At 70.9% G+C, this 21852-nt stretch carries 19 protein-coding genes and 1 pseudogene; 10 read left to right on the plus strand and 10 right to left on the minus strand.

Going from position 1 to position 21852, the window contains the following annotated elements; translation table 11 throughout:
• Window positions 1-293 precede the first annotated feature (293 nt).
• From OG927_RS11330 to OG927_RS11340, 3 genes and pseudogenes are all read left to right on the plus strand, one after another.
• Window positions 294-986: pseudogene (locus tag OG927_RS11330) on the plus strand (TetR family transcriptional regulator); the annotation flags it as partial.
• Between the two features lie 90 nt (window positions 987-1076).
• Window positions 1077-1382 carry a heavy-metal-associated domain-containing protein gene (locus OG927_RS11335; RefSeq protein ID WP_056785800.1) on the plus strand — a complete coding sequence of 102 codons (306 nt, stop codon included), beginning with the start codon at window positions 1077-1079 and terminating at the stop codon, window positions 1380-1382.
• A gap of 136 nt (window positions 1383-1518) precedes the next feature.
• Complete coding sequence (locus OG927_RS11340; protein WP_330320095.1) at window positions 1519-4083, plus strand: heavy metal translocating P-type ATPase; 2565 nt, start codon at window positions 1519-1521, stop codon at window positions 4081-4083.
• A gap of 664 nt (window positions 4084-4747) precedes the next feature.
• Here OG927_RS11340 and OG927_RS11345 read toward each other — a convergent pair.
• A complete protein-coding gene (locus OG927_RS11345; protein WP_124282282.1) occupies window positions 4748-6037 on the minus strand; it encodes a citrate synthase in 1290 nt (429 codons plus the stop codon).
• 198 nt (window positions 6038-6235) lie between these two features.
• Window positions 6236-8467 (minus strand): SF1B family DNA helicase RecD2, encoded by a 2232-nt coding sequence (recD2, locus tag OG927_RS11350; RefSeq protein WP_124282281.1) that lies wholly within the window; start codon window positions 8465-8467, stop codon window positions 6236-6238.
• Window positions 8468-8649: 182 nt separating this feature from the next.
• Between recD2 and OG927_RS11355 the strand changes: the two genes are divergently transcribed.
• Together OG927_RS11355 and OG927_RS11360 are read left to right on the plus strand one after the other, a co-directional pair.
• The gene (locus tag OG927_RS11355) at window positions 8650-9150 is read left to right on the plus strand and encodes a DUF6584 family protein (protein WP_330320096.1); all 501 of its coding nucleotides are present in this window, start codon (window positions 8650-8652) and stop codon (window positions 9148-9150) included.
• A 408-nt stretch (window positions 9151-9558) separates the two neighbouring features.
• The gene (locus tag OG927_RS11360; protein WP_330320097.1) at window positions 9559-10545 is read left to right on the plus strand and encodes a MarR family transcriptional regulator; all 987 of its coding nucleotides are present in this window, start codon (window positions 9559-9561) and stop codon (window positions 10543-10545) included.
• 34 nt (window positions 10546-10579) lie between these two features.
• Here the strand turns inward: OG927_RS11360 and OG927_RS11365 are convergent, their stop codons facing one another.
• Complete coding sequence (locus OG927_RS11365; RefSeq protein ID WP_330320098.1) at window positions 10580-10933, minus strand: hypothetical protein; 354 nt, start codon at window positions 10931-10933, stop codon at window positions 10580-10582.
• Window positions 10930-11271: a hypothetical protein gene (locus OG927_RS11370; RefSeq protein WP_063887970.1), complete on the minus strand. Its 342-nt coding sequence runs from the start codon at window positions 11269-11271 to the stop codon at window positions 10930-10932. Before OG927_RS11370 ends, OG927_RS11365 begins: the two co-directional genes overlap by 4 nt.
• A 184-nt stretch (window positions 11272-11455) precedes the next feature.
• Between OG927_RS11370 and OG927_RS11375 the strand changes: the two genes are divergently transcribed.
• The 3 genes from OG927_RS11375 to OG927_RS11385 all read left to right on the plus strand — a co-directional run bounded on the left by OG927_RS11375 (window position 11456) and on the right by OG927_RS11385 (window position 13409).
• Complete coding sequence (locus OG927_RS11375; RefSeq protein ID WP_319106216.1) at window positions 11456-12280, plus strand: helix-turn-helix domain-containing protein; 825 nt, start codon at window positions 11456-11458, stop codon at window positions 12278-12280.
• The gene (locus OG927_RS11380; protein ID WP_056797914.1) at window positions 12267-12488 is read left to right on the plus strand and encodes a DUF397 domain-containing protein; all 222 of its coding nucleotides are present in this window, start codon (window positions 12267-12269) and stop codon (window positions 12486-12488) included. The genes OG927_RS11375 and OG927_RS11380 overlap by 14 nt, the downstream gene beginning before the upstream one ends.
• A gap of 285 nt (window positions 12489-12773) precedes the next feature.
• Window positions 12774-13409, plus strand: a complete 636-nt coding sequence (locus OG927_RS11385; protein ID WP_330320099.1) for an SMI1/KNR4 family protein — start codon at window positions 12774-12776, stop codon at window positions 13407-13409.
• 313 nt (window positions 13410-13722) lie between these two features.
• Here the strand turns inward: OG927_RS11385 and OG927_RS11390 are convergent, their stop codons facing one another.
• Together OG927_RS11390 and OG927_RS11395 are read right to left on the minus strand one after the other, a co-directional pair.
• Window positions 13723-15045, minus strand: coding sequence for a hydrogenase expression protein HypA (locus OG927_RS11390; RefSeq protein WP_330320100.1), 1323 nt, complete (start codon window positions 15043-15045; stop codon window positions 13723-13725).
• A gap of 504 nt (window positions 15046-15549) precedes the next feature.
• On the minus strand, window positions 15550-15957 hold the full coding sequence (locus OG927_RS11395) for a RidA family protein (protein WP_056797922.1): 408 nt from the start codon (window positions 15955-15957) through the stop codon (window positions 15550-15552).
• Between the two features lie 126 nt (window positions 15958-16083).
• Here OG927_RS11395 and OG927_RS11400 point away from each other — a divergent pair, with 126 nt between their 5' ends.
• Entirely contained in the window at window positions 16084-16467 is a 384-nt protein-coding gene (locus OG927_RS11400) for a winged helix-turn-helix transcriptional regulator (RefSeq protein ID WP_056797925.1), read from the plus strand.
• Between the two features lie 65 nt (window positions 16468-16532).
• Here OG927_RS11400 and OG927_RS11405 read toward each other — a convergent pair whose 3' ends face one another.
• The 4 genes from OG927_RS11405 to OG927_RS11420 all read right to left on the minus strand — a co-directional run bounded on the left by OG927_RS11405 (window position 16533) and on the right by OG927_RS11420 (window position 20506).
• On the minus strand, window positions 16533-17099 hold the full coding sequence (locus OG927_RS11405) for a hypothetical protein (protein ID WP_209470500.1): 567 nt from the start codon (window positions 17097-17099) through the stop codon (window positions 16533-16535).
• Between the two features lie 286 nt (window positions 17100-17385).
• On the minus strand, window positions 17386-18219 hold the full coding sequence (locus OG927_RS11410; RefSeq protein WP_209470499.1) for a sugar phosphate isomerase/epimerase family protein: 834 nt from the start codon (window positions 18217-18219) through the stop codon (window positions 17386-17388).
• Entirely contained in the window at window positions 18216-19358 is a 1143-nt protein-coding gene (locus OG927_RS11415) for a dihydrodipicolinate synthase family protein (RefSeq protein WP_124282272.1), read from the minus strand. The genes OG927_RS11410 and OG927_RS11415 overlap by 4 nt, the downstream gene beginning before the upstream one ends.
• Window positions 19355-20506 carry a Gfo/Idh/MocA family protein gene (locus OG927_RS11420; protein ID WP_056797935.1) on the minus strand — a complete coding sequence of 384 codons (1152 nt, stop codon included), beginning with the start codon at window positions 20504-20506 and terminating at the stop codon, window positions 19355-19357. The genes OG927_RS11415 and OG927_RS11420 overlap by 4 nt, the downstream gene beginning before the upstream one ends.
• A 111-nt stretch (window positions 20507-20617) precedes the next feature.
• Here OG927_RS11420 and OG927_RS11425 point away from each other — a divergent pair, with 111 nt between their 5' ends.
• Window positions 20618-21682 carry a LacI family DNA-binding transcriptional regulator gene (locus OG927_RS11425; protein ID WP_056797937.1) on the plus strand — a complete coding sequence of 355 codons (1065 nt, stop codon included), beginning with the start codon at window positions 20618-20620 and terminating at the stop codon, window positions 21680-21682.
• Window positions 21683-21852: the final 170 nt, after the last annotated feature.

Genomic DNA, 21852 nt, shown 5'->3' on the forward strand with positions numbered 1-21852 from the left:
GTGTTTGTCAACCGCGTCTTGAAAGCTGGGGATGGACCGTGCCGGAGGCCAGGACAGGAAAGGCCGCTGCGCCCGCACAGAGCGGCGAGCAGGGCGTGCGGAGCCCACGCGGCGGAAGCACCGCGGAGGCCCCCGCGGCCGAGCCAGGCGCGAGCGCCGCGGCGACCGCCGGAGCGAACGCCGGAGCAACCGCCGGGGCGAGAACTGGGGCGAACACCGGCGCAACCAACGGGGCGACCGGCGGAGCCGCGGCCGGACCGGACACCGCGGAGGACCCCGCGGCCGAGCCGCGCACGACCGCAGGAGCGGACGGCGGGGCCGCGAACGGGCCGGGCACCGGAGCCGCCAGGCCGCGCCGGCGCCAGGCGCGCGGCGAGGCCCGTATCGCCCAGCTCCTCGAGGCCGCCGCCAACGTCTTCTGCGTCAGCGGCTACAACGGGGCCAGCACCAACGCCATCGCCCGCGAGGCGGGCGTCTCACCCGGCACGCTCTACCAGTTCTTCCCCAACAAGGAAGCCATCGCCATCGAGCTCGGCGACCAGCTGATGCACCGCTGGCAGGAGACGTACGGCGCCGCGTTCTCCCCCAGCGACGTCGACCTCCCCCTCGAACGGATGCTGGACGCGGTCCTCGACCCGCTCATCGCCTTCAACTGCGAGAACCCCGCCTTCGCCGTCCTGACCCACGGCTCCGAGATCCCGGGAGTGATCACCCAGGAACACGACGTCCTGCACGCCGCGATGCTCACGAGGACCGAACAACTGCTCAGCACCGTCCTCCCGGACCTGCCCGCGGAGCAGGCCCATCGCATCGCCGGCATGTCCTTCGTCCTCTTCAAGGCCGGCCTCGACCTGGTCATGTCCCACGAAGGATCCGAACGGGAGGCGTACATCAGGGAGTTGAAAACAGTGATGTACCGCTACCTGGAGCCACTGGCCTGTGACCCGCCCGCCGGGGAGGCAGCACGGAGGATTGATACCCCCTAGGGGTATAGTCTTGTGGTGTGGGCGGACACACCGGGCTTTCCGGTGCCCCCTCACGCCACGTCCATGTGTGCCCGCGAAGAGGAGAACGACATGACCGCCGAAACCGACACGCCCCGGGCCGCCGGCTCCTGCTGCTCATCCACCGGCTCCTGCCACGACGGTCCGGCCGAGGCCCGGGTGGGCGGTGTCACCACCGTGTACGAGGTGAAGGGCATGACCTGCGGCCACTGCGAAGGAGCCGTCGCGGAGGAGATCTCCGGGATCGAGGGGGTCACCGCGGTGGAGGCCGACGCCTCAACCGGCCGGGTGTCCGTGACGTCCGCGACCCCGCCGGCCGAGGACGCGGTACGCGCCGCCGTCGACGAGGCGGGCTACGAGCTCGTCGGCCAGGCCTGAGCCCTCCTCCCCCACCGTGCGGCACAGGTCCGGCCGCCGGACCCGTGCCCTCACCCTCCACCGGGCCGCTCCCGTCACCAGGACAGGCAGATACTGGTGGGGAACGGCCCGACCTGCTTCACCCAGGAGTCCGGACATGGTCAGCACCACGGCAGCCGAGGTCCCGGCGGCGGAGACCTCCCAGGCCGAGCTCACGATCGGCGGGATGACCTGCGCGTCGTGCGCGGCCCGCGTGGAGAAGAAACTCAACCGCATGGACGGGGTCACCGCCACCGTCAACTACGCCACCGAGAAGGCCCGCGTCTCCTTCACGGACGGCACCACGCTCGACGACCTCGTCGCCACCGTCGAGAAGACCGGCTACACCGCGCAGCCCGTCCCCCGGGCCGCCGACGCGTCCCGCGCGTCCGGCTCCTCGCTCCGCACCGGCGGGACCCGTGGGACCGATGGAACCAGCGGGGCCCATGTGACCGGTGATGCCCATCAGGCCGCCCCAGCCACCGCCCCAGCCCCAGGGACACAGGCAAGCGCCGCCACCGGCGGAGCCACCAGCACCGCCGACGCCACGGACCCGTCAGCAACCGCAGCGACGAAGGCAGCGTCCACGGGCACGGCAAGACCCCCGGAGCCGGCCGCCGCGCCCCCCTCGGGCACTGGCGGAACCAACGGAACCGACAGCGCGGACCAACCGGACACCCCCGAGGAGGACGCGGCGGACCGCGCGGCAGCCGGCGCCCTCGCCGTACTGCGTCAGCGCCTGCTCGTGTCGGCGGTGCTGTCCGTGCCGGTCGTCCTGATGGCCATGGTCCCGGCCCTGCAGTTCGACAACTGGCAGTGGCTCTCCCTCACGCTCGCCGCCCCCGTCGTCATCTGGGGCGGGCTGCCTTTCCACCGCGCCACCTGGGCCAACCTGCGCCACGGCGCCGCGACGATGGACACCCTGGTGTCGGTCGGCACCCTCGCCGCGTTCGGCTGGTCGCTGTGGGCCCTGTTCCTCGGCGACGCGGGCATGCCGGGGATGCGGCACGGGTTCGACGCCGCCGTCTCCCGCTCCGACCCCTCCTCCACCATCTACCTGGAGGTGGCGGCCGGAGTCGTGAGCTTCATCCTGCTGGGCCGCTTCCTGGAGGCACGGGCCAAGCGGAAGGCGGGTGCCGCCCTGCGCGCACTGATGCACCTGGGCGCCAAGGACGTCACCGTCCTGCGCGGGGGCACAGAGGTACGCGTCCCGGTCGGCCGGCTCGTCGTCGGCGACCGCTTCGTCGTCCGTCCGGGCGAGAAGATCGCCACGGACGGCACCGTCGTCGAGGGCTCGTCGGCCGTCGACGCCTCGATGCTCACCGGCGAGTCCGTGCCGTTGGACACCACCACGGGCGACTCCGTCGCCGGGGCCACGCTCAACGTGTCCGGACGGCTGGTCGTCGAGGCCTCCCGCGTCGGAGGCGACACCCAGCTGGCCCGGATGGCCCGGCTCGTCGAGGACGCCCAGAACGGCAAGGCCGCCGCCCAGCGCCTCGCGGACCGGATCTCCGCGGTCTTCGTCCCCGTGGTGCTGCTGATCGCCCTGGGAACACTGGTCGCCTGGCTGCTCGCCACCGACGACATCACGGCCTCGTTCACCGCCGCCGTGGCCGTCCTGATCATCGCCTGCCCCTGCGCCCTCGGACTGGCCACACCCACCGCCCTCATGGTCGGCACCGGACGCGGGGCACAGCTCGGCATCCTCATCAAGGGCCCCGAGGTCCTGGAGACCACCCGCCGCGTCGACACGGTCGTCCTCGACAAGACGGGCACGATCACCACCGGTCGCATGACCCTGGGCGCCGTCCACGCGGCGGCCGGGACCTCCGAGGCCGACCTGCTGCGCCTGGCGGGCGCCCTCGAACACGCCTCCGAGCACCCTCTCGCTCGGGCCGTCGCCACCGGGGCGGCCGGACGCACCCCCGCGGGCCTCCCCTCCGTCGAGTCCTTCGAGAACGTCCCCGGCCTCGGGGTACGCGGCACCGTCGAGGGGCGCCAGGTCATGGCCGGCCGGCCGAAGCTGCTCGCCGATGCGGGCATCACGCTCCCGCCGCCCCTGGCCGACGCCGTGGCGGGCGCCGCGGAGCAGGGCCGTACGGCGGTCGCCGTCGCCTGGGACGGCGAGGCCCGGGGAGTGCTGGAGGTCGCCGACGCGGTCAAGGACAGCAGTGCGGCCGCCGTCGCGGAGCTGCGCGCGCTGGGCCTCAGGCCTATCCTGCTGACCGGTGACAACCGGCCCGTGGCGGACGCCGTGGCCCGTGCGGTCGGGATCGACGAGGTCTACGCGGAGGTCATGCCGGAGGAGAAGGCGGACGTCGTCCGGCGCCTCCAGGCCGAGGGCAGGTCCGTGGCGATGGTGGGCGACGGTGTCAACGACGCCGCGGCACTCGCCGTGGCCGATCTGGGCCTGTCGATGGGTACGGGGACCGACGCGGCGATCGAGGCGGGCGATCTCACGCTGGTTCGTGGAGATATCAAGGTGGCCGCTGACGCCATCCGGCTGTCACGGCGTACGCTGTCCACCATCAGAAGCAACCTCTTCTGGGCCTTCGGCTACAACGTGGCCGCACTGCCTTTGGCTGCGTTCGGGCTGCTCAGCCCCATGATCGCAGGTGCGGCTATGGCGTTCTCGTCGGTCTTCGTCGTGATGAACAGCCTACGGTTGCGCTCCTTCACCTAATTTCCACAAAGAGACTTAGATCACACCGATTCGAGGGTAACCATCCGCTGGGTTGGTGAGTCTAAGAGTGCGATTGCCAAGGATGTCTTGGGGGACGTCCGATGGAGTGTCTTGGGGGACGCTCCTGGCAAGCGTTGGCCGGGGCACGTGCACCGGGGAGCTTTGAGCGGCCCTCCCGTACGTACCCCGGCAGATCGCACTGCAGTACCGAAGTGAATGCGCACCACCGGAGGAACAACGGGAGCTTCGGCTCCCCGCAGACGCCCGGCCGGATCCCGTGGGGGGAATCCGCTCCGGGATATGGGAAGCGCCCTGTCCGTCGACCCGTGGGGGGATCGGCGGCGGGGCGTTTCTCGCACCAGCGGCCGGGAGCGCACCGGCCGGCCCGCCGGAGCCGCGCGGAAGCCCGGCAGCGGCCCGCAGGCCCGCACCAGCCCGACCGAGCAGCCCCGCCCGCACCGGTCGTCCGCACCGGAAGCACCGCGCGCGCCGGGACCGTCGGGCCGCGCCGCACGCCCGGGAAACAGCCCCTGAACGCCGAATCGCCCCGGACACCGCGCTCCGGTGGAGCGAGCGCGGTACGCGGGGCGAAGGCAGTCGGCCGAAGAGGCCGGGATCGTGCAGAAGTACTTCAGGTGGTGCGGTGGCTCCGGGGAAGCCTGGTTCAGCGACCCTCGACCGGGACGAAGTCGCGCAGGACCTCGCCCGTGTAGATCTGGCGCGGGCGGCCGATGCGGGATCCCGGCTCCTTGATCATCTCGTGCCACTGGGCGATCCAGCCGGGCAGCCGGCCGATCGCGAAGAGCACGGTGAACATCTCGCTGGGGAAGCCCATGGCCCGGTAGATCAGACCCGTGTAGAAGTCCACGTTGGGGTAGAGGTTGCGCGAGACGAAGTACTCGTCGCTGAGCGCGTGCTCTTCCAGCTTGAGCGCGATGTCGAGCAGCTCGTCCGACTTGCCGAGCGACGACAGCACGTCGTGGGCCGCTGCCTTGATGATCTTGGCGCGCGGGTCGAAGGACTTGTACACCCGGTGGCCGAAGCCCATCAGGCGGACGCCGTCCTCCTTGTTCTTCACCTTCTGGATGAAGGAGTCGACGTCGCCGCCGTTGGCCTGGATGCCCTCGAGCATCTCCAGCACCGACTGGTTGGCGCCACCGTGCAGCGGGCCCCACAGCGCGGAGATGCCGGCGGAGATCGAGGCGAACATGTTCGCCTGCGAGGAGCCGACCAGGCGCACGGTGGAGGTCGAACAGTTCTGCTCGTGGTCCGCGTGCAGGATGAGCAGCTTCTCGAGCGCCGAGACGACGACCGGGTCCGGCACGTACTCCTGGGCCGGGACCGAGAAGGTCATGCGCAGGAAGTTCTCGACGTAGCCGAGGTCGTTGCGCGGGTAGACGAACGGGTGACCGATCGACTTCTTGTACGCGTACGCCGCGATCGTCGGGAGCTTGGCCAGCAGCCGGATCGTGGAGAGGTGGCGCTGCTCCTCGTCGAACGGGTTGTGGCTGTCCTGGTAGAACGTGGACAGCGCGCTGACGACCGAGGACAGCATGGCCATCGGGTGGGCGTCGCGCGGGAAGCCGTCGAAGAACCGCTTGACGTCCTCGTGCAGCAGCGTGTGCTGGGTGATCTCGTTCTTGAAGGCCGACAGCTCGTCGACCTTGGGAAGGTCACCGTTGATCAGCGTGTAGGCGACCTCGAGGAACGTCGAGCTCTCAGCGAGCTGCTCGATCGGGTATCCGCGGTACCGCAGGATGCCCTGCTCGCCGTCGAGGTAGGTGATGGCGGATTTATACGCGGCCGTATTGCCGTATCCGCTGTCCAGCGTGACCAGGCCCGTATTGGCCCGGAGCTTCCCGATGTCGAAGCCCTTGTCGCCGACGGTGCTGTCGATCACCGGGTAGGTGTACTCGTCATCGCCGTACCGCAGTACTACAGAGTTGTCGCTCACGTCATCCCTCACCGACGTAGTGCCTCTTCTTCGAGGTGCCCTGACTGTTCTCCACCCTCCCCCATTCGGCTCAGGAGAGTGCACTCGGGGTCGTCCATTGGACCTACCGACGGCACTGAGTGCCGCCAACTTACTCATCCTGCCCGCTGGAATCCGGTTCCGGAAGGTCTCAGTGATGTTTCCCACCGTTTTGATCGATCATTTTTCCGCGAACTCTTCGCCCGAACCGCCGCGGAGCCGGAAATCCAGTCCCGTACAGCGTCTGCCTGCGGAAACCGTGCGCACCGCCTGACCGATGGCCTTCCGTGAACCCACCAGTACGACAAGCTTCTTGGCCCTGGTCACAGCCGTGTACAGGAGGTTCCGCTGCAGCATCATCCACGCGCTGGTGGTGACGGGGATGACGACGGCCGGGTATTCGCTGCCCTGGGAGCGGTGGATGGTCATCGCGTAGGCGTGGGCGAGCTCGTCGAGCTCGTCGAAGTCGTACACGATCTCCTCGTCCTCGTCCGTGAGGACCGTCAGCTTCTGCTCGTCCGTGTCGAGGGCGGTGACGACGCCGACCGTGCCGTTGAAGACGCCGTTCTCCCCCTTGTCGTAGTTGTTGCGGATCTGGGTGACCTTGTCGCCCACCCGGAAGACCCGGCCGCCGAAGCGCTTCTCGGGAAGGTCGGGGCGGCCGGGGGTGATGGCCTGCTGGAGAAGGCCGTTGAGATGACCGGCGCCCGCCGGACCTCGGTGCATCGGGGCGAGAACCTGCACGTCGCGGCGGGGGTTCAGGCCGAACTTGGCGGGGATGCGGCGGGCCGCGACGTCCACGGCGAGCACCCCGGCGTCCTCCGTCTCGTCCTCGACAAAGAGGAAGAAGTCGCTCAGCCCCTGGGTGAGCGGCGGGACCCCCGAGTTGATCCGGTGGGCGTTGGTGACGACGCCGGACTGCTGGGCCTGGCGGAAGATCGTGGTCAGCCTGACGGCGGGCACCGGGCCGCCCTCGGCGAGCAGATCCCGCAGTACCTCCCCCGCACCGACCGACGGCAGCTGGTCGACGTCGCCCACCAGCAGGAGGTGGGCACCGGGTGCCACCGCCTTGACCAGTTTGTTGGCGAGCAGCAGGTCCAGCATCGACGCCTCGTCGACGACGACCAGGTCGGCGTCCAGCGGCCGGTCCCGGTCGTAGGCGGCGTCCCCGCCCGGCTTCAGCTCCAGCAGCCGGTGCACGGTGGACGCCTCGGCACCGGTCAGCTCCGAGAGCCGTTTCGCCGCCCGCCCGGTGGGGGCGGCCAGCACCACCTTCGCGTTCTTGGCCCGGGCCAGCTCGACGACGGACCGCACGGTGAACGACTTGCCGCAGCCGGGGCCTCCCGTGAGGACGGCCACCTTCCGGCTGAGCGCGAGCCGCACGGCCGCCTCCTGCCCGGGGGCCAGGGTCGCCCCCGTGCGCTGCGCGAGCCAGGCCAGCGCCTTGTCCCAGTCGACGTCCTGGAAGGCCGGCATCCGGTCCTCCGGAGTGCGCAGCAGGCGCTGCACCTGGGCGGCCAGGGAGATCTCGGCCCGGTGGAAGGGCACCAGGTACACAGCGGTGACGGGCTGCCCGTCCTCGGGGCCCGGCACCTTCTCCCGCACGACGCCCTCCGGGTCCTCGGCGAGCTCGGCCAGGCAGTCGATGACGAGCCCGGTGTCCACCTGGAGGAGCTTCACCCCGTCGGCGATCAGCCGCTCCTCGGGCAGGAAGCAGTGGCCCTGGTCGGTGGACTGCGACAGCGCGTACTGCAGCCCGGCCTTGACCCGCTCCGGGCTGTCGTGCGGGATGCCGACGGCCTGGGCGATGCGGTCGGCGGTCAGGAAACCGATGCCCCAGACGTCGGCGGCCAGCCGGTAGGGCTGGTTCTTCACGACGGAGATCGAGGCGTCCTCGTACTTCTTGTAGATACGGACGGCGATGGAGGTGGAGACGCCCACGGTCTGCAGGAAGACCATGACCTCCTTGATGGCCTTCTGCTCCTCCCAGGCCGCGGCGATCATCTTCGTCCGCTTCGGCCCGAGGCCGGGCACCTCGACAAGCCGCTTGGGCTGCTGCTCGATGATGTCCAGGGTGTCGACGCCGAAGTGGGTGGTGATGCGGTCGGCCATGACGGGGCCGATGCCCTTGATCAGACCCGAGCCGAGGTAGCGGCGGATGCCCTGGATGGTGGCGGGGAGGATCGTCGTGTAGTTCTCGACGGTGAACTGCTTCCCGAACTGCGGGTGGGAGCCCCAACGCCCCTCCATCCGAAGGGACTCGCCGGGCTGCGCGCCGAGCAGCGAGCCGACGACGGTGAGGAGATCGTTCATCCCGCGCCCGGTGTCGACACGGGCGACGGTGTAACCGTTCTCCTCGTTGGCGTACGTGATCCGCTCGAGGACCCCTTCGAGCACGGCCGTGTTGGACATGTCCCGACGGTACCGGGCAGGGCTGACACTGCAGGGCTCCAGTCCGGAGACGGCCGCCCGGACACCGTCAGCGGGCGCGGACCGGCGGTCCCGGTGGCGGGAGCGCCCGCCCGCACGCGGCGCGTGCGCACAGGACCGATAAGCGCTGGTCCGGCACACCCCCTGAGACCGATGATGCGCACATGGCTCTGACCGACACCCTGCGGCGCGTGGACGCCGACCTCGCCGCCGGACGCATACCCATGGCCCGCATGCGCCTTCGCGGGCTGGTGACCGCCTACCCCGCGAGTCGGGAGGTGCGACGCCGCCTGGGGGAGGTCTACCGCCTCTTCGGCGAGCCGGAGCAGGCCGGCCGGTGGATGTACCTGGAGGAGGACCGCGACCCGGCCGAGACGGCCGCCTTCGAGCAGCGCTACCACCTGCCCGCCCCGCGCATGAAGGCCGTGGCCTGGCGCGGACCGGAGTCCCTGGCCGGATCCTCCTTCGCCGAGGAGCAGTTGGCCGCGCTCCGCGCAGCGTGCTCGAAGGCGGCGGGCCGCCCGGTCGACTGGGACACGGTCACCGGCGAGGAGCAGCCGGAGCGGGGAGCCGTACTCCGCTTCGCAGGGTGCACGGGGGCGTTCCTGCTGGTCGCGGCATTCCTGGCGATCTGGGTGAACGGGCTGGTCGACCTCTTCGACTGACTCCGTCAGGCGCACTCCCACGAAGCCCGGGTCCCGAAGCCCGGGTCCCGAGGCTTGAGGCTCGAGGCTCGAGCTCCGAGAGCCGGGGCGGAGCGGTCACTCCTCCGACAGAGCGGTCACTCTTTCGTGGGTACGTGAAGGGAGCGTGGGCCCGAGGCTTGAGCTTCGGGATCCGAGGGTCGGGATGCGGGCTCCGGGATCCGAGCGCTCTCCATGTCCGGTAGGAAAAGAGGGGGTGGGGAAACCTCCCCACCCTCCCTGACCTGCCACGGCCAGCAAGTATGACTAATCGTGATCGACTTGCAGCACGCTGTCACACCCACTTACGGTGCCCCCAATGAGTCGACCCCGACGCGGTGTAACCAGCACCGGCCGGGGTCTCACCCCAAGATCGAAAAGAGCGATCTCGTGGCTACCCAGAACATTAGCCCCGCCCCGCCCGCACCCACAGCCTCACTCCCGTACGCCCGGGCCCACCCCGGCTACGGCAAGCGCACCGCACCCGAGCAACACCCGCCCCGAGCCGATGCCTTCGCACTGCTGCCGGAGCGGGAGCGGTACGTCGCCGGGTATGTGGACCGGCTGCCCGAGGGCGGGGCCATGGACGTCAAGTCGCTCGCCAAGTCGCTCCCCCTGTACGGGCAGATGGCCGTCGGCAGCGCGCTGCGGGCCCTGGGCGTGGCCGGTCACCTGCGGCGCGTGCGGTGCCAGGTCGTCGCCGAGGACGGTCAGAGCCGCTGGGTCACCCGCACCTTCTGGTCCCGCACCGCCCACGACAGCGAGTGGTGGGACGCCTTCACCCGCACCGTGCCCGGCGACGGCCACATCGCCGCTGCGGCCCGGCCGGACACAGCCGAGCCCTCGCCGCCCTCCCCCGCGCCACAGGCAGCTCTCGTGCCCGAGCAGCCGACCACCGCCGGGAAGAGCCCGGCCGGCCCTTCGGCCGCGTACCTCGCTCTCGCCCGACTCGGGCGCACCGAACCGCGCCTGACCCTGTCCGCCGCCGACTGCTCGGCCCTCGAAGGGCTTGCCTCGGCGTGGCTGGACCGGGGCGTGAACACGGACTACCTCGCCGGGGCGCTCACCGCCGGCCTTCCCGCGCACGTCGACTCACCCGTCGGCTTCGTGCGCCGTCGGCTCACCGACAAGATCCCGCCCAGCCTGCCCGGCGCGGCGGCAGGGGGCGGCTCCGGCAGGCCTGTGCGCCGCGTCATGGTGGAGTGCACCGGATGCGGTGCCCCCGGGCCGTCCGAAGCCCTGCCCGACGGTCTCTGCCGCTCCTGCCGCACCACGGCCCCGGGTGCGGCTCCAGCCACCGCACCCGTAGAGGTACCGGCCCGACGAGACATCCACGCGCTCGTCGGCAGTCTCCGCAACCTGATGAGTGCCCCCTGAGCAACGGGCGACGGAATTTCCACACTTGGCCGCGTCACCGGCTGCCGACGCCCGGTTCTCCATGCTGCGGCCGGAGCCTGTCCGGATCGTGCTCAGCCGCACCCAGCCGCGAGCCCCTGCTCTCGGCGACGCGTCTGACCTCCCGCAACGACTCGCTCAACCTGCTGGCGAGGAAGTGGAGTTCCACCCAAGTGACCTTTCGGTCCGCCAGGAGTGCGGCGGCGTGGCCGAGCAGGTCCCCCGACATGCCGAGCTGGACGCTCTCGATACCGTCCGCCATCCGCGACACGTAGCCGCTTCCGTCCCCGAGGACGTAACACGGCTTGCCGTCCTGCCCCGCCCACGGCAGCAGCCTGACCGCATGGGCCTCCTGCTCCTCGCTGTTCACGCGGCGACCTCTGCCCCGTGGATGGACCGCGGCCTGACGTCCACTCCGTGCGCGGCGAACCGCAGCGTGCGCAGTCGGCGCCGCTCCTCGGCTGCCGTCCGAGCCGCCTCCTCCGCCACCTGCCGCTCGTACGCGACGAGGTACGGGCGGACGAGGGGACTGTCCTCGCCGCGCGGCGGCCGTTCGCCGGTGCAGTATGCCGTCGGTCCGCCTGCGTGGTCGCGGGAGTACGGATACGTGTACGGGGTGTCCCACTCCGGCCGGTGTCGCTGCTGCCGGGCTCCGGTGGTCAGGATCCGCAGCAGCGGCACGAGGAGTCGGGCGATGGCGGGCTTCATGTCGACCTGCTTTCTCAGGATGGACGGCCAGGCCCCCGAGCTGTTCACACCGGTCGCGGGGGCACTGCGGCACGACTGGCCGCTTTCTGTAGCGAACCCATCACAGAGTGGCGCCATCAGTGGCTACGCTTCCAGGGGGCGGAGCTTGACAGCGCTCCTGTCAGAACGGGGAGTCGGTGGTCGCATGGAGTTGAACCGCACGCCACGCACGGCACGGGCGAAGTACGGAGACGAGCTGAGGCTGAAGCGCATAGCCGCGAAGCTGACCCAGGAGGCCCTGGGCGAGCAGGTCGTCTGCTCTCCGACGTTGATCAGTCACTTCGAGGCCGGGCGTCGGCTGCCGAGCCCGGATGACGCACAACGCATCGACCGCGCCCTGTCGACGGACGGTTTCTTCGCCCGCTGGCTGGAGGACCTGGACACGAAGTACGCCGACCACTTCGCCGCCGTGGCGGAGTTGGAGCGGCAGGCAACGCTGATCCAGCAGTTCGCGCTCTCCCTCGTGCCCGGCCTCCTCCAGACGGACGGCTACGCACGCGCACTGTTTCGCGCGTACCGGCCGAACCACCGGGCGGAGGACCTTGACCGGGACGTTGTCATTCGAACGGAACGTGCCCGGATCCTTGACGGGCCGTTGAATCCGGTGGTGTGGACACTTCTGGACGAGGCCGTGCTGCGTCGCAGGGTCGGCGGAGCTCACGTCATGGCCGAGCAGTTGGGCAGGATCGCGGACATGGCCGAAGCGGGGAGGCTGCGGCTCCATGTTCTGCCGTTCGGGTTGGGTGCCCACGCGCTTCAAGAGAGCCTGCTGTCGCTACTGGGCTTCGAGGATGCCGCTCCTGTGGCCTATGTCGAAGGGCTGCTGACAGGGCACCTGATGGACGATCCGGCTCTGGTGAAGGCAAGCAGGACGGCCTACGATCTGGCAGCGAGCGATGCGATGTCGCACCAGGAATCAGTGGCCCTTGTGCGGGCGGCAGCGGAGGAACATGAACATGGACAACAGTAAGCAGACCGTTTCCGACTCCTCCACACTCACCGGCTGGTTCAAGTCGAGCTACAGCGGCGGCGGTCAGGGCGAGTGCCTTGAGGTGTCGGACAGTTACGTCGGCGTGCCCGTCCGCGACAGCAAGGCGCCGACCGGTCCGGCGGTCGTGTTCTCCGCAGGCGGCTGGGCCTCGTTCGTCTCTGCGGTCAAGGGCGGCTTCACGGTCTGACCGCGCACGGAGCCTCGCAGCCCGCCCGCAGGGCCGACGGACTGCAAGGCTCCGTCACGCCCGCGCGAGGAAGGCGTCGCGCAGCACCTGGCCACGAAGTGGGATCGAGTCCACGAGGCAGGAACTGACCGGCCCTTGGGCTCGCCAGGACCACCACGGCGCGAAGCAGGCGTACCACTGCCCTGCGCCGCCGGGCCCGGCACAGGGACTCACAGCGCTGCACGCCCGGCTGCGCACCGAGGACAGGGTGTCGGGCATGTCAGTGCCGGCGTCTACCTTCGGCACATGACACAGGTGGACATCGCCGCGTTCGATCACGAGTGGGCTCGCTTCGAGTCATGGCTTTCGGCGCATTCGCCCGCCGATCGAGCGGCCTTGAGAGGGCCGGCGGACCCCGAGGGGATCGACCGGCTGGAGTCGCGGCTGGGTTTCGCCCTGCACCCGGAGCTGAGGAGGCTTCTGGAGCTGCACGACGGCGCAGCCCTGTCTTTCGCCGAACCGGGCCCTCACCCGTTGCGCACCGGGGCGTTCCTGCCGTTGGGGCACTGCCTGAGCGGTCTGGACGACATCGCGATGATGCACGAGATACTCGTGCACGTCAGGGCGGACATCATCGAACCCGAAGCGTGGGACGGCGAGGCGCTGGCTGCGAATCTGCACCTGTGCGTGCCGATCGCCCTGCCCAACGACGGGGGCGTCGCCTTCGTCGATCACCGCCCGGGGCCTTCGTACGGGCACGTGTACGAAATGGGCATCGGGTCGGGAGACCTCGACGGCACGCTCTGGGCAACCGGTCCGGCAGAACTCTTCCGGCTCCTGACCGACTCCCTGGAGACGGGTTCCCCCTTCCTGTACTACCGGCCGTCGACGTACGTACACGAGTCGGGCCACCACCGAGTCACGTGGGAGATCGAAGTCTGACCACCGACGCCCCCGGCACCCCGTTGACCGGGAGGCCGCTTCTCCCCTCAGCGCCCTTCGCCTGCGGAGTGGTCGAGAAACACCGCCCCACCGTCGCGATGGGTTCACACCTGCCTGACGCGGACTTCTTCTGTGGGAGGTGGGCGCTGTGTCCGGGTGTTCAGCACGCGCATCGACAGCAGTGTGAGCGACGGCGCGCTCCTGGCGGTCGCTCCGGCCCGGTCCGCGTCCTCCGGAGCCGGACACCGCGGAGCCCCCTGGTGACGGCGGCGAATTCCAGGGGGCTCCGTCTCGCGGGCCGAAGCCCGGTGGGTCACACCGTGAGCTTCACGGCCTCGAACCAGCCCTTGTTGTCGGTGGTGCCGACGAACATGTACTCGGGTCGGCTGTTCTTGCAGTACTGCGCGCCCCAGCCGCCGTTGCCCATTTTGGCCGTGTGGCAGACGCCGCCCTTACCGACGTTCATCGCGAAGCCCGTCATGTACGGGGCGCCCTGCTTCGAACTGCCTATGTAGTTGTTCTTGCCGTCTGCGGCGAGGGCCGTCCAGCTCGGGGCCCACTTGGCGTTGCCGCTCGTCGAACCCTGGTCGTGCAGCAGGGCGTTGGCGGAGGACCCGCCGACGTTCCACACCGCGATGTTGAGGGCCGTGATCTGCTTTCCCTGGCCCGCCGTCCCGGCCATCGTCCCGTCGCACACCGGTGCCTGCCAGCCGCTCCCGGCCACAAAGGCCCGGTAACAGATGTGCCGCCCCTCGGGGTCGGCCTCGGCGAGGCTGCTCAACGCGCCGGCGGCCGTGTACGACGGCGCCTTCGCCGTCACCGTGGCCGTGGGCTTGCGCTCAGGCTTGGCCGGTGGCGGTGCCTTCACCGGCTTGGCGGCAGGTACCTCGGACGGCTTCTCCTGCACCTGCACCGTGGCCTTCTCCTTCTCCTTCTCCTTGCTCGGAGTCGCAGAAGGACTCGGCGACTTGCTGGTGTAGGTCGCCGGGGGCTCGGAGCGTTCGTCGCCCAGGATCGTGCCTACCGCGTTCTGCGTGCGGTCCCTCTCGGGCTTGCGGTCGTCCTGGCCCGCCAGGAGGAGCGGTACGGAGACCAGGATCGCGCCGATGATCGCCGCCGCGGCCAGCATCGGCTTCTTCGGTCGGCTGACCAGCGGTTCGACGGCCGTGCGCGTACCCGCGCCCGCGCCGCCGCCGTCCGCCGCCGCTGCCGCGACTGCGACTGCGGGTCTCGGGGACCCGCTGCCCGTACCGGTGGCCGCCTGCGCCGCGGCCGGGTCGGAGGCGGGCGCCGCCGAAGCCGAGGCCGCGGTGGTCTCGTCGGGGTCGGCCGACGCCCGTCCGGGCGTCTCCTGCGTCGACGGCTCCGGGACGCCGGTGGCCCGCGCGGCACCGGTGCCGGAGGCGGTGGTGGCGGCTGCTGCCGTACCCGCTCGCTTCGCGGTCCGTGTCCCGTCCGCACCCTCGAGAGCTTCGCTCTCGGAGCCCTTGCTCTCCTGGCCCCCACGCGCCGGGCTCCCACTTGCCGGGCCCTGCGCACGGGCATCCGGGTCGGCCGCCGTGGACGACGTTTCCTTGCCCCCGCGCAGGCCGCCCCGACTCAGGCCGTCATCCGGGTCCCCGGCCGCACCCGGCATCGGCTCCGCCCGGGGGGCCGGCGCCGGCGAACTCCCGGACGCGCCGGGGGCGCCGGGGGACGTGCCCGAAGTCGGCGGTATGCGTCTGGAAGGATCATGCTCACGTGCCACGCAATTCCCTTACTCATATTCGGGGTCGGCGTCGCGTCGCGCTCCGCACCCGCGCACGACCGGACCGCACCCTCCTCGGTCCTCGGATGAGCGAAGTCCCGGTCCGCGCAGTCGTGTCGGCGGGTGGTGAGAGCTGCTGACACGCCTGAACGGTTCGGGCCCGGGACGACGGTACAGGAACTCCCTCGACCATGGTCGGCCGACGGAGCCTGCCACCGGCGGCCCGCTCCCTCAAGGGCTCCCGGGTGGCCGAAGCCACCCGCCGGCTCCGGATGCGCCCGATGCGCGACTCGGGCTGCTTCCACCATCTTCCGCCCCACCGGTCCGGCAATCGGGCGGAGTTGGCGGAGCGGCCTCTCGTCCCCGGCGGGTGGGGGCGGACTCCCCGCCGCCTCAGTCGATGACCGCCGTGACCTCGATCTCGACCAGGTGCTCGGGGATGTCCAGTGCCGCCACCCCCAGCATCGTGGCCGGCGGTACCGGGGTGGTGCCCAACCGGGCGGACGCCCGGGAGATGCCCTCCAGGAGCAGGGGCATCTTGTCGGGGGTCCAGTCGACGACGTGGACGTTCAGCTTCGCCACGTCGTCGAAGGAGGCGCCGACGCCCGCCAGCGCGGTGGCGACGTTGACGTAGCACTGCTCGACCTGGGCAGCCAGGTCGCCCACGCCGACCGTGACGCCGTCGGCGCCCCAGGCGACCTGCCCGGCGACGAAGACCAGCTTCGAACCGGTCGCGACCGACACCTGCCGGTAGACGTCGATCTCCGGGAGTCCCGCGGGGTTCGTCAGGGTGATGGCCATGCTGTCCGCTCCTTACGACGCGGCCCGGACGGGCCGACACGTGCTCTCTTGTGGTTACTGGGTAACCGTAGGAGAGTGAGCCCTGACGTGGAAGAACGCACTTCTTAGTGAGAAGGGAACCAGAAGGTGAGCAAGCAGTTCAGCGGCTCTCCCGAGGAGCAGGCCGACCTGAGGCGCGCGGATTCGCTGGCGCGGGAGATCTTCTCGGACGTCGCCAACAAGTGGGCGCTCCTGATCATCGAGGCCCTGGGCGACCGCACCCTGCGCTTCAGCGAGGTGCGGAGCGAGGTCGAGGGCATCAGCCACAAGATGCTCACCCAGAACCTGAGGATGCTGGAGCGCAACGGCCTCGTCGAGCGGACCGTGTATCCCACGGTCCCGCCGAAGGTCGAGTACACCCTCACCGCACCCGGGCAGGGCCTGCGGAAGACGGTCGACGTGATGTGCGAGTGGACCCACCGGAACATCGGCCACATCGAGGCGGCCCGGAGCGGCTTCGACGGCGGGTGACGTCACGGCCGGGGCACAGCCGGGGCCCGGCTGCGGTCCGGCCCCGGAATCCGGTCACCCGTCGCTCAGGAGAACGTCAGGCCCAGGTGCCGCGTGAGCGCTTCCCTCTGCTCGGGAGTGGCGAGGACCATGATGCTGTCGTAGCCGGCACCCGGCTCCCGCGCGAAGTCGGCGTTGCGCCAGGAGCGCGGGTCGTCGCCGTGGGCGGTTTGGGCGATGGCCCGGCAGGCGGCCTCGTGGTCGTAGTAGTCCACCGCGAAGTGCTCGGCCGGGAGGGACACGGGCTCGGCGTTCCGCCGGAACTCCAGAAGGTCGCAACGACCGCTCTCGAGGCCGCCTTCGCCCTCGACGATCCGGACGTCGGAGATGGTGACCCTGCCGCCGGCGACCTCGGCGGCGTCCGCCAGCAGGCCCGCGTAACCGCTGTGAATGGAGTCGATGTCGTCGGCGTGGACCGAGACCGCCACGCCGAAGCTCTCCAGGGCGCGGGCCGCGGCGTACGGGGCCAGCTCCGCGTCCGCGTAGGCGGCCGCGGCTTCGAGGGTACTGAGCATCTTCCCCTCGGACACCATGCCGGTCTCATGGAGGAGGGCGCCGATGCGCCTGTACGTCGTCGGGGGATTCTTCGGCATCCTGGAGATCCTGCCAGATCGGCTGCCGGGCCTCTCGGGGCGGCTCCACGCGCGCACTCGACGGGGGTTCACGCGGGTTCCGGGCGGTGAGCCCACCGCGAACGGCCCCGGAACGCGGAATGGGGCCCGGCCATGAGGCCGGACCCCCCTCGCTTTCCCCCTCCGTCGGGCTTCCCGATCCCCCCGGACCCCTCCCCGGAAGTCCCGACGCTGAGTGAGACCGGGCAAGGTCCAGGATGGTTGTACGCCTTGACCTTCTCTTTACCCGCGTCCGCAAGAAGGGCTCTCAGCAGGCGTGTTCCAGGTAGCGGGACGCGACTTCGGCCAGCACCTCGGCACCGTCGCGCGCCCACAGGCCCTCGTTGAAGATCTCGACCTCGATCGGTCCGTCGAACCCCGTGGCCTCGACCTGACGGCGCATCGTGCGGAAGTCCACGCTTCCGTCGCCCAGTTGGCCCCGGCCCAGCAGGACGCCCGCCGGAAGCGGGGTGATCCAGTCGGCCAGCTGGAAGGAGTGGATCCGGCCGCCCGCACCGGCCCGGGCGATCTGCGCGGGCGCCTGGTCGTCCCACCAGACGTGGTACGCGTCGACGACCACGCCGACCTGCTCCGCCGGGAAGCGCTCCGCGAGGTCGAGCGCCTGGGACAGGGTGGAGACGACGCAGCGGTCCGAGGCGAACATCGGGTGCAGCGGCTCGATCGCCAGGCGCACGCCCCGCTCCTGCGCGTACGGGCCCAGCTCGGCCAGCGCGTCGGCGATCCGCTCACGGGCGGCGTACAAGTCCTTGTCACCGGAGGGGAGTCCGCCGGAGACCAGGACCAGGGTGTCGGTGGAGAGGGCCGCGGCCTCGTCGACCGCCGCCCGGTTGTCTTCCAGGGCGCGTGCCCGCTCACCGGGATCGACCGCGGTGAGGAAGCCGCCCCGGCAGAGGCTGGTGACGGTGAGCCCCGCGTCCTTCACCAGCTGTGCGGCGCGCTCGACCCCGTACTCCTGCACCGGGGCCCGCCACAGGCCGACCTGCCCGATGCCGGCCTTGACGCAGCCCTCGGTGAGCTCGGGCAGGGACCACTGCTTGATGGTCTCCTGGTTGAGGGAGAGACGGGACAGATCGGTGCTCATCGTGCTCCTCCGTGGACGGACAGCAGGGCGCGCATCCGGCTCTCGGCCAGCTCGGGGTCCGGGAACAGCCCCAGCCGGTCGGCCAGTTCGTACGCCTTCGCCAGGTGCGGCAGCGAGCGTGCGGACTGCAGCCCGCCGACCATCGTGAAGTGCTCCTGGTGGCCCGCGAGCCACGCCAGGAAGACCACGCCCGTCTTGTAGTAGCGCGTCGGCGCAGAGAAGAGGTGGCGGGACAGCTCGACCGTGGGGTCCAGGAGGGCGCGGAAGCCGTCCACGTCACCGGTGTCCAGGACCCGCACCGCGTGCGCGGCCAGCGGGCCGAGCGGATCGAAGATGCCGAGCAGGGCGTGGCTGAAGCCCCGGTCGTCGCCCGCGATCAGCTCGGGGTAGTTGAAGTCGTCGCCGGTGTAGCAGCGCACCCCGCTGGGCAGGCGGCGGCGGACGTCGATCTCGCGTTCGGCGTCCAGGAGCGACATCTTGATGCCGTCGATCTTGTCCGGGTGTTCCGCGATGACCTTGAGGAAGGTGTCCGTGGCGGCGTCGAGGTCCGACGAACCCCAGTAGCCCTCCAGCGCGGGGTCGAACATCGGTCCGAGCCAGTGCAGGACGACGGGCTCGGTGGCCTGGCGCAGGAGGTGCGCGTACGTCTCCAGGTAGTCCTCCGGGCCGCTCGCCGCGGCGGCGAGGGCGCGGGAGGCCATCAGGATGGCCTGGGCGCCGCTCTCCTCGACGACCGCCAGCTGCTCCTCGTACGCCGCGCGCACCTCGGGGAGCGTCGCGGGGCCGGTGAGCTGGTCGGTGCCGACGCCGCAGGCGATCCGTCCGCCGACCGCCTTCGCCTCGGCGGACGACCGCCGGATCAGCTCCGCTGCGCCCGCCCAGTCGAGGCCCATGCCGCGCTGCGCGGTGTCCATCGCCTCGGCGACGCCCAGGCCGTGCGACCAGAGGTGGCGGCGGAAGGCGAGGGTGGAGTCCCAGTCGACGACGGCCGGAGCGTCGGGGCTGACGTCGGCGTACGGATCGGCGACCACGTGGGCGGCGGAGAAGACCGTACGGGAGGCGAGCGCCGCGCCGCCCGGTGCGAGGTCGAGCGGGGTGGCGCGGGGCTCGTAGGGGCCCTGGGGGAGATGGATGGTCACAGGCTCAGCTCCGGTACGTCGAAGCGGCGGCCCTCGGCCGAGGACTTGAGGCCGAGCTCGGCGAGCTGGACGCCGCGGGCGCCGGCCATCAGGTCCCAGCTGTAGGGCTCGTCGAGGGCGATGTGGCGCAGGAAGAGCTCCCACTGGGCCTTGAAGCCGTTGTCGAAGACGGCGTTGTCGGGGACTTCCTGCCACTGGTCGCGGAACGGCTCGGTGACCGGGAGGTCGGGGTTCCAGACCGGCTTGGGGGTGGCCGAGCGGTGCTGGACGCGGCAGTTGCGCAGTCCGGCGACCGCGGAGCCGTGGGTGCCGTCGACCTGGAACTCGACGAGCTCGTCGCGGTTGACGCGGACCGCCCAGGAGGAGTTGATCTGGGCGACGGCGCCGCCCGCCAGCTGGAAGGTGCCGTACGCGGCGTCGTCGGCGGTGGCGTCGTAGGGCTTGCCCTGCTCGTCCCAGCGCTGCGGGATGTGCGTCTGCACGTGCGCGGACACGCTCGTGACCTGGCCGAACAGCTCGTGCAGGACGTACTCCCAGTGCGGGAACATGTCGACGACGATGCCGCCGCCGTCCTCCGCGCGGTAGTTCCAGGACGGACGCTGGGCGTCCTGCCAGTCGCCCTCGAAGACCCAGTAGCCGAACTCGCCGCGCACGGAGAGGATCTCGCCGAAGAAGCCGCCGTCGATGAGGCGCTTCAGCTTCAGCAGGCCCGGCAGGAAGATCTTGTCCTGGACGACGCCGTGCTTGATCCCGGCGTCGCGGGCGAGGCGGGCCAGCTCGAGCGCGCCCTCGACGTCCGTGGCGGTGGGCTTCTCGGTGTAGATGTGCTTGCCCGCGGCGATCGCCTTCTTGATCGCGTCGACGCGGGCGGAGGTGACCTGGGCGTCGAAGTAGATGTCGATCGATTCGTCGGCGAGCACCGCGTCCAGGTCGGTCGACCACTCGGTCAGGCCGTGCTGGGCGGCGAGCGCCTCCAGCGCGTGGGCGCGGCGGCCGACGAGGACGGGCTCGGGCCACAGCACCTCGCCGTCGCCGAGGTCGAGGCCGCCCTGCTCACGGATCGCGAGGATCGAGCGCACCAGGTGCTGCCGGTATCCCATGCGTCCCGTGACGCCGTTCATGGCGATGCGCACTGTCCTGCGTGTCACGAAAGTTCCCTCCATACAGCCGTAGCAAGCGCTTTCTATGCGGTATGACGCTAGCCTGCCGACAGCGGCCCGGACAAGGGGGGCCGCGCCACAACTCCTCGAAGGAGAACGATGACAGTCACCCTGGCGGACGTGGCGGCCCGCGCCCGGGTGTCCCCGGCCACCGTCTCCCGCGTGCTGAACGGCAACTATCCGGTGGCCGCGTCCACCCGGGACCGGGTCCTGCGTGCGGTGGACGATCTGGACTACGTGCTGAACGGGCCGGCCAGCTCCCTCGCCGCCGCCACGTCCGACCTCGTCGGGATCCTCGTGAACGACATCGCCGACCCGTTCTTCGGGATCATGGCGGGGGCCGCGCAGAGCGAGATCGGCGGTCCCGGGGACGGGTCGGGCCGTGCGGGCGGCGAGAAGCTCGCCGTCGTGTGCAACACGGGGGGCTCCCCCGAGCGCGAGCTCACCTATCTCACCCTGCTCCAGCGCCAGCGCGCCGCGGCCGTCGTCCTCACCGGCGGCGCCCTCGAGGACCCGGCTCACCAGGCCGTCATGGCCGCGAAGCTGGCGAAGCTCGCGGACGCGGGCACCCGGATCGTCTTCTGCGGGCGCCCCCCGCTGCCGGACTCGGACGCGGTCGTGGCCGCGCTGGCCTTCGACAACCGGGGCGGCGGCCGGCGGCTCACCGAGCACCTGCTGGAGCTCGGCCACCGGCGGATCGGCTATGTCGCGGGGCCGCTGGAACGCACCACGACCCGGCACCGCCTGGAGGGCCACCGCGAGGCGATGAAGGCGGCGGGCCTGTACGCGGACGAGGAGAGCCTCACCGTGCACGGCCCGTACGACCGGCGGTCGGGATACGACGCGACGCTCGAACTCCTGCGCCGCGCACCGGAGGTGACGGCGGTCGTCGCCGCGAACGACACCGTCGCCCTGGGGGCCGGCGCGGCGATCAGGGAGCACGGGCTCCGCATCCCGGAGGACGTCTCGGTGGCGGGCTTCGACGACCTGCCGTTCTCGGTGGACGCGGTGCCGGCCCTGACGACCGTACGGCTGCCGCTGTTCGAGGCGGGGGCGCGGGCGGGGCGGCTGGCCATGGGCAAGGAGACGCCGCCGCCGGGGGGCATCGCGACGATCGAGGCGGAACTGATGGTGCGGGGGTCGACGGCGCCGCCACGGGGGTGAGCCGGGCGCCCCGGGAACGTCACCTCCGGCGCCCCGGACCGTCTTCACCATCGCTCCGGAACCCTCATCTCCGTCCCCCGCACCCACGCGGCCTCGTGCGCCGGTACCCGAAAGATGGGGGCGACTCCCCCATGCGCCCGGCCCCTCCCGCCCACCAGGATGGGGTGCGG

This window comes from Streptomyces clavifer, assembly GCF_036345975.1.
GTDB classification, from domain to species: Bacteria; Actinomycetota; Actinomycetes; order Streptomycetales; family Streptomycetaceae; genus Streptomyces; species Streptomyces clavifer.

Coding starts and splice junctions, on each gene's coding strand:
- OG927_RS11405 (WP_209470500.1), bottom strand. CDS start 17,099: ATGCCGAAGAATCCCCCGACGACGTACAGGCGCATCGGCGCCCTCCTC.
- OG927_RS11380 (WP_056797914.1), top strand. CDS start 12,267: ATGGACAACAGTAAGCAGACCGTTTCCGACTCCTCCACACTCACCGGC.
- recD2 (WP_124282281.1), bottom strand. CDS start 8,467: ATGTCCAACACGGCCGTGCTCGAAGGGGTCCTCGAGCGGATCACGTAC.
- OG927_RS11385 (WP_330320099.1), top strand. CDS start 12,774: ATGACACAGGTGGACATCGCCGCGTTCGATCACGAGTGGGCTCGCTTC.
- OG927_RS11395 (WP_056797922.1), bottom strand. CDS start 15,957: ATGGCCATCACCCTGACGAACCCCGCGGGACTCCCGGAGATCGACGTC.
- OG927_RS11335 (WP_056785800.1), top strand. CDS start 1,077: ATGACCGCCGAAACCGACACGCCCCGGGCCGCCGGCTCCTGCTGCTCA.
- OG927_RS11375 (WP_319106216.1), top strand. CDS start 11,456: ATGGAGTTGAACCGCACGCCACGCACGGCACGGGCGAAGTACGGAGAC.
- OG927_RS11370 (WP_063887970.1), bottom strand. CDS start 11,271: ATGAAGCCCGCCATCGCCCGACTCCTCGTGCCGCTGCTGCGGATCCTG.
- OG927_RS11410 (WP_209470499.1), bottom strand. CDS start 18,219: ATGAGCACCGATCTGTCCCGTCTCTCCCTCAACCAGGAGACCATCAAG.
- OG927_RS11425 (WP_056797937.1), top strand. CDS start 20,618: ATGACAGTCACCCTGGCGGACGTGGCGGCCCGCGCCCGGGTGTCCCCG.
- OG927_RS11355 (WP_330320096.1), top strand. CDS start 8,650: ATGGCTCTGACCGACACCCTGCGGCGCGTGGACGCCGACCTCGCCGCC.
- OG927_RS11340 (WP_330320095.1), top strand. CDS start 1,519: ATGGTCAGCACCACGGCAGCCGAGGTCCCGGCGGCGGAGACCTCCCAG.
- OG927_RS11390 (WP_330320100.1), bottom strand. CDS start 15,045: ATGCCGGGTGCGGCCGGGGACCCGGATGACGGCCTGAGTCGGGGCGGC.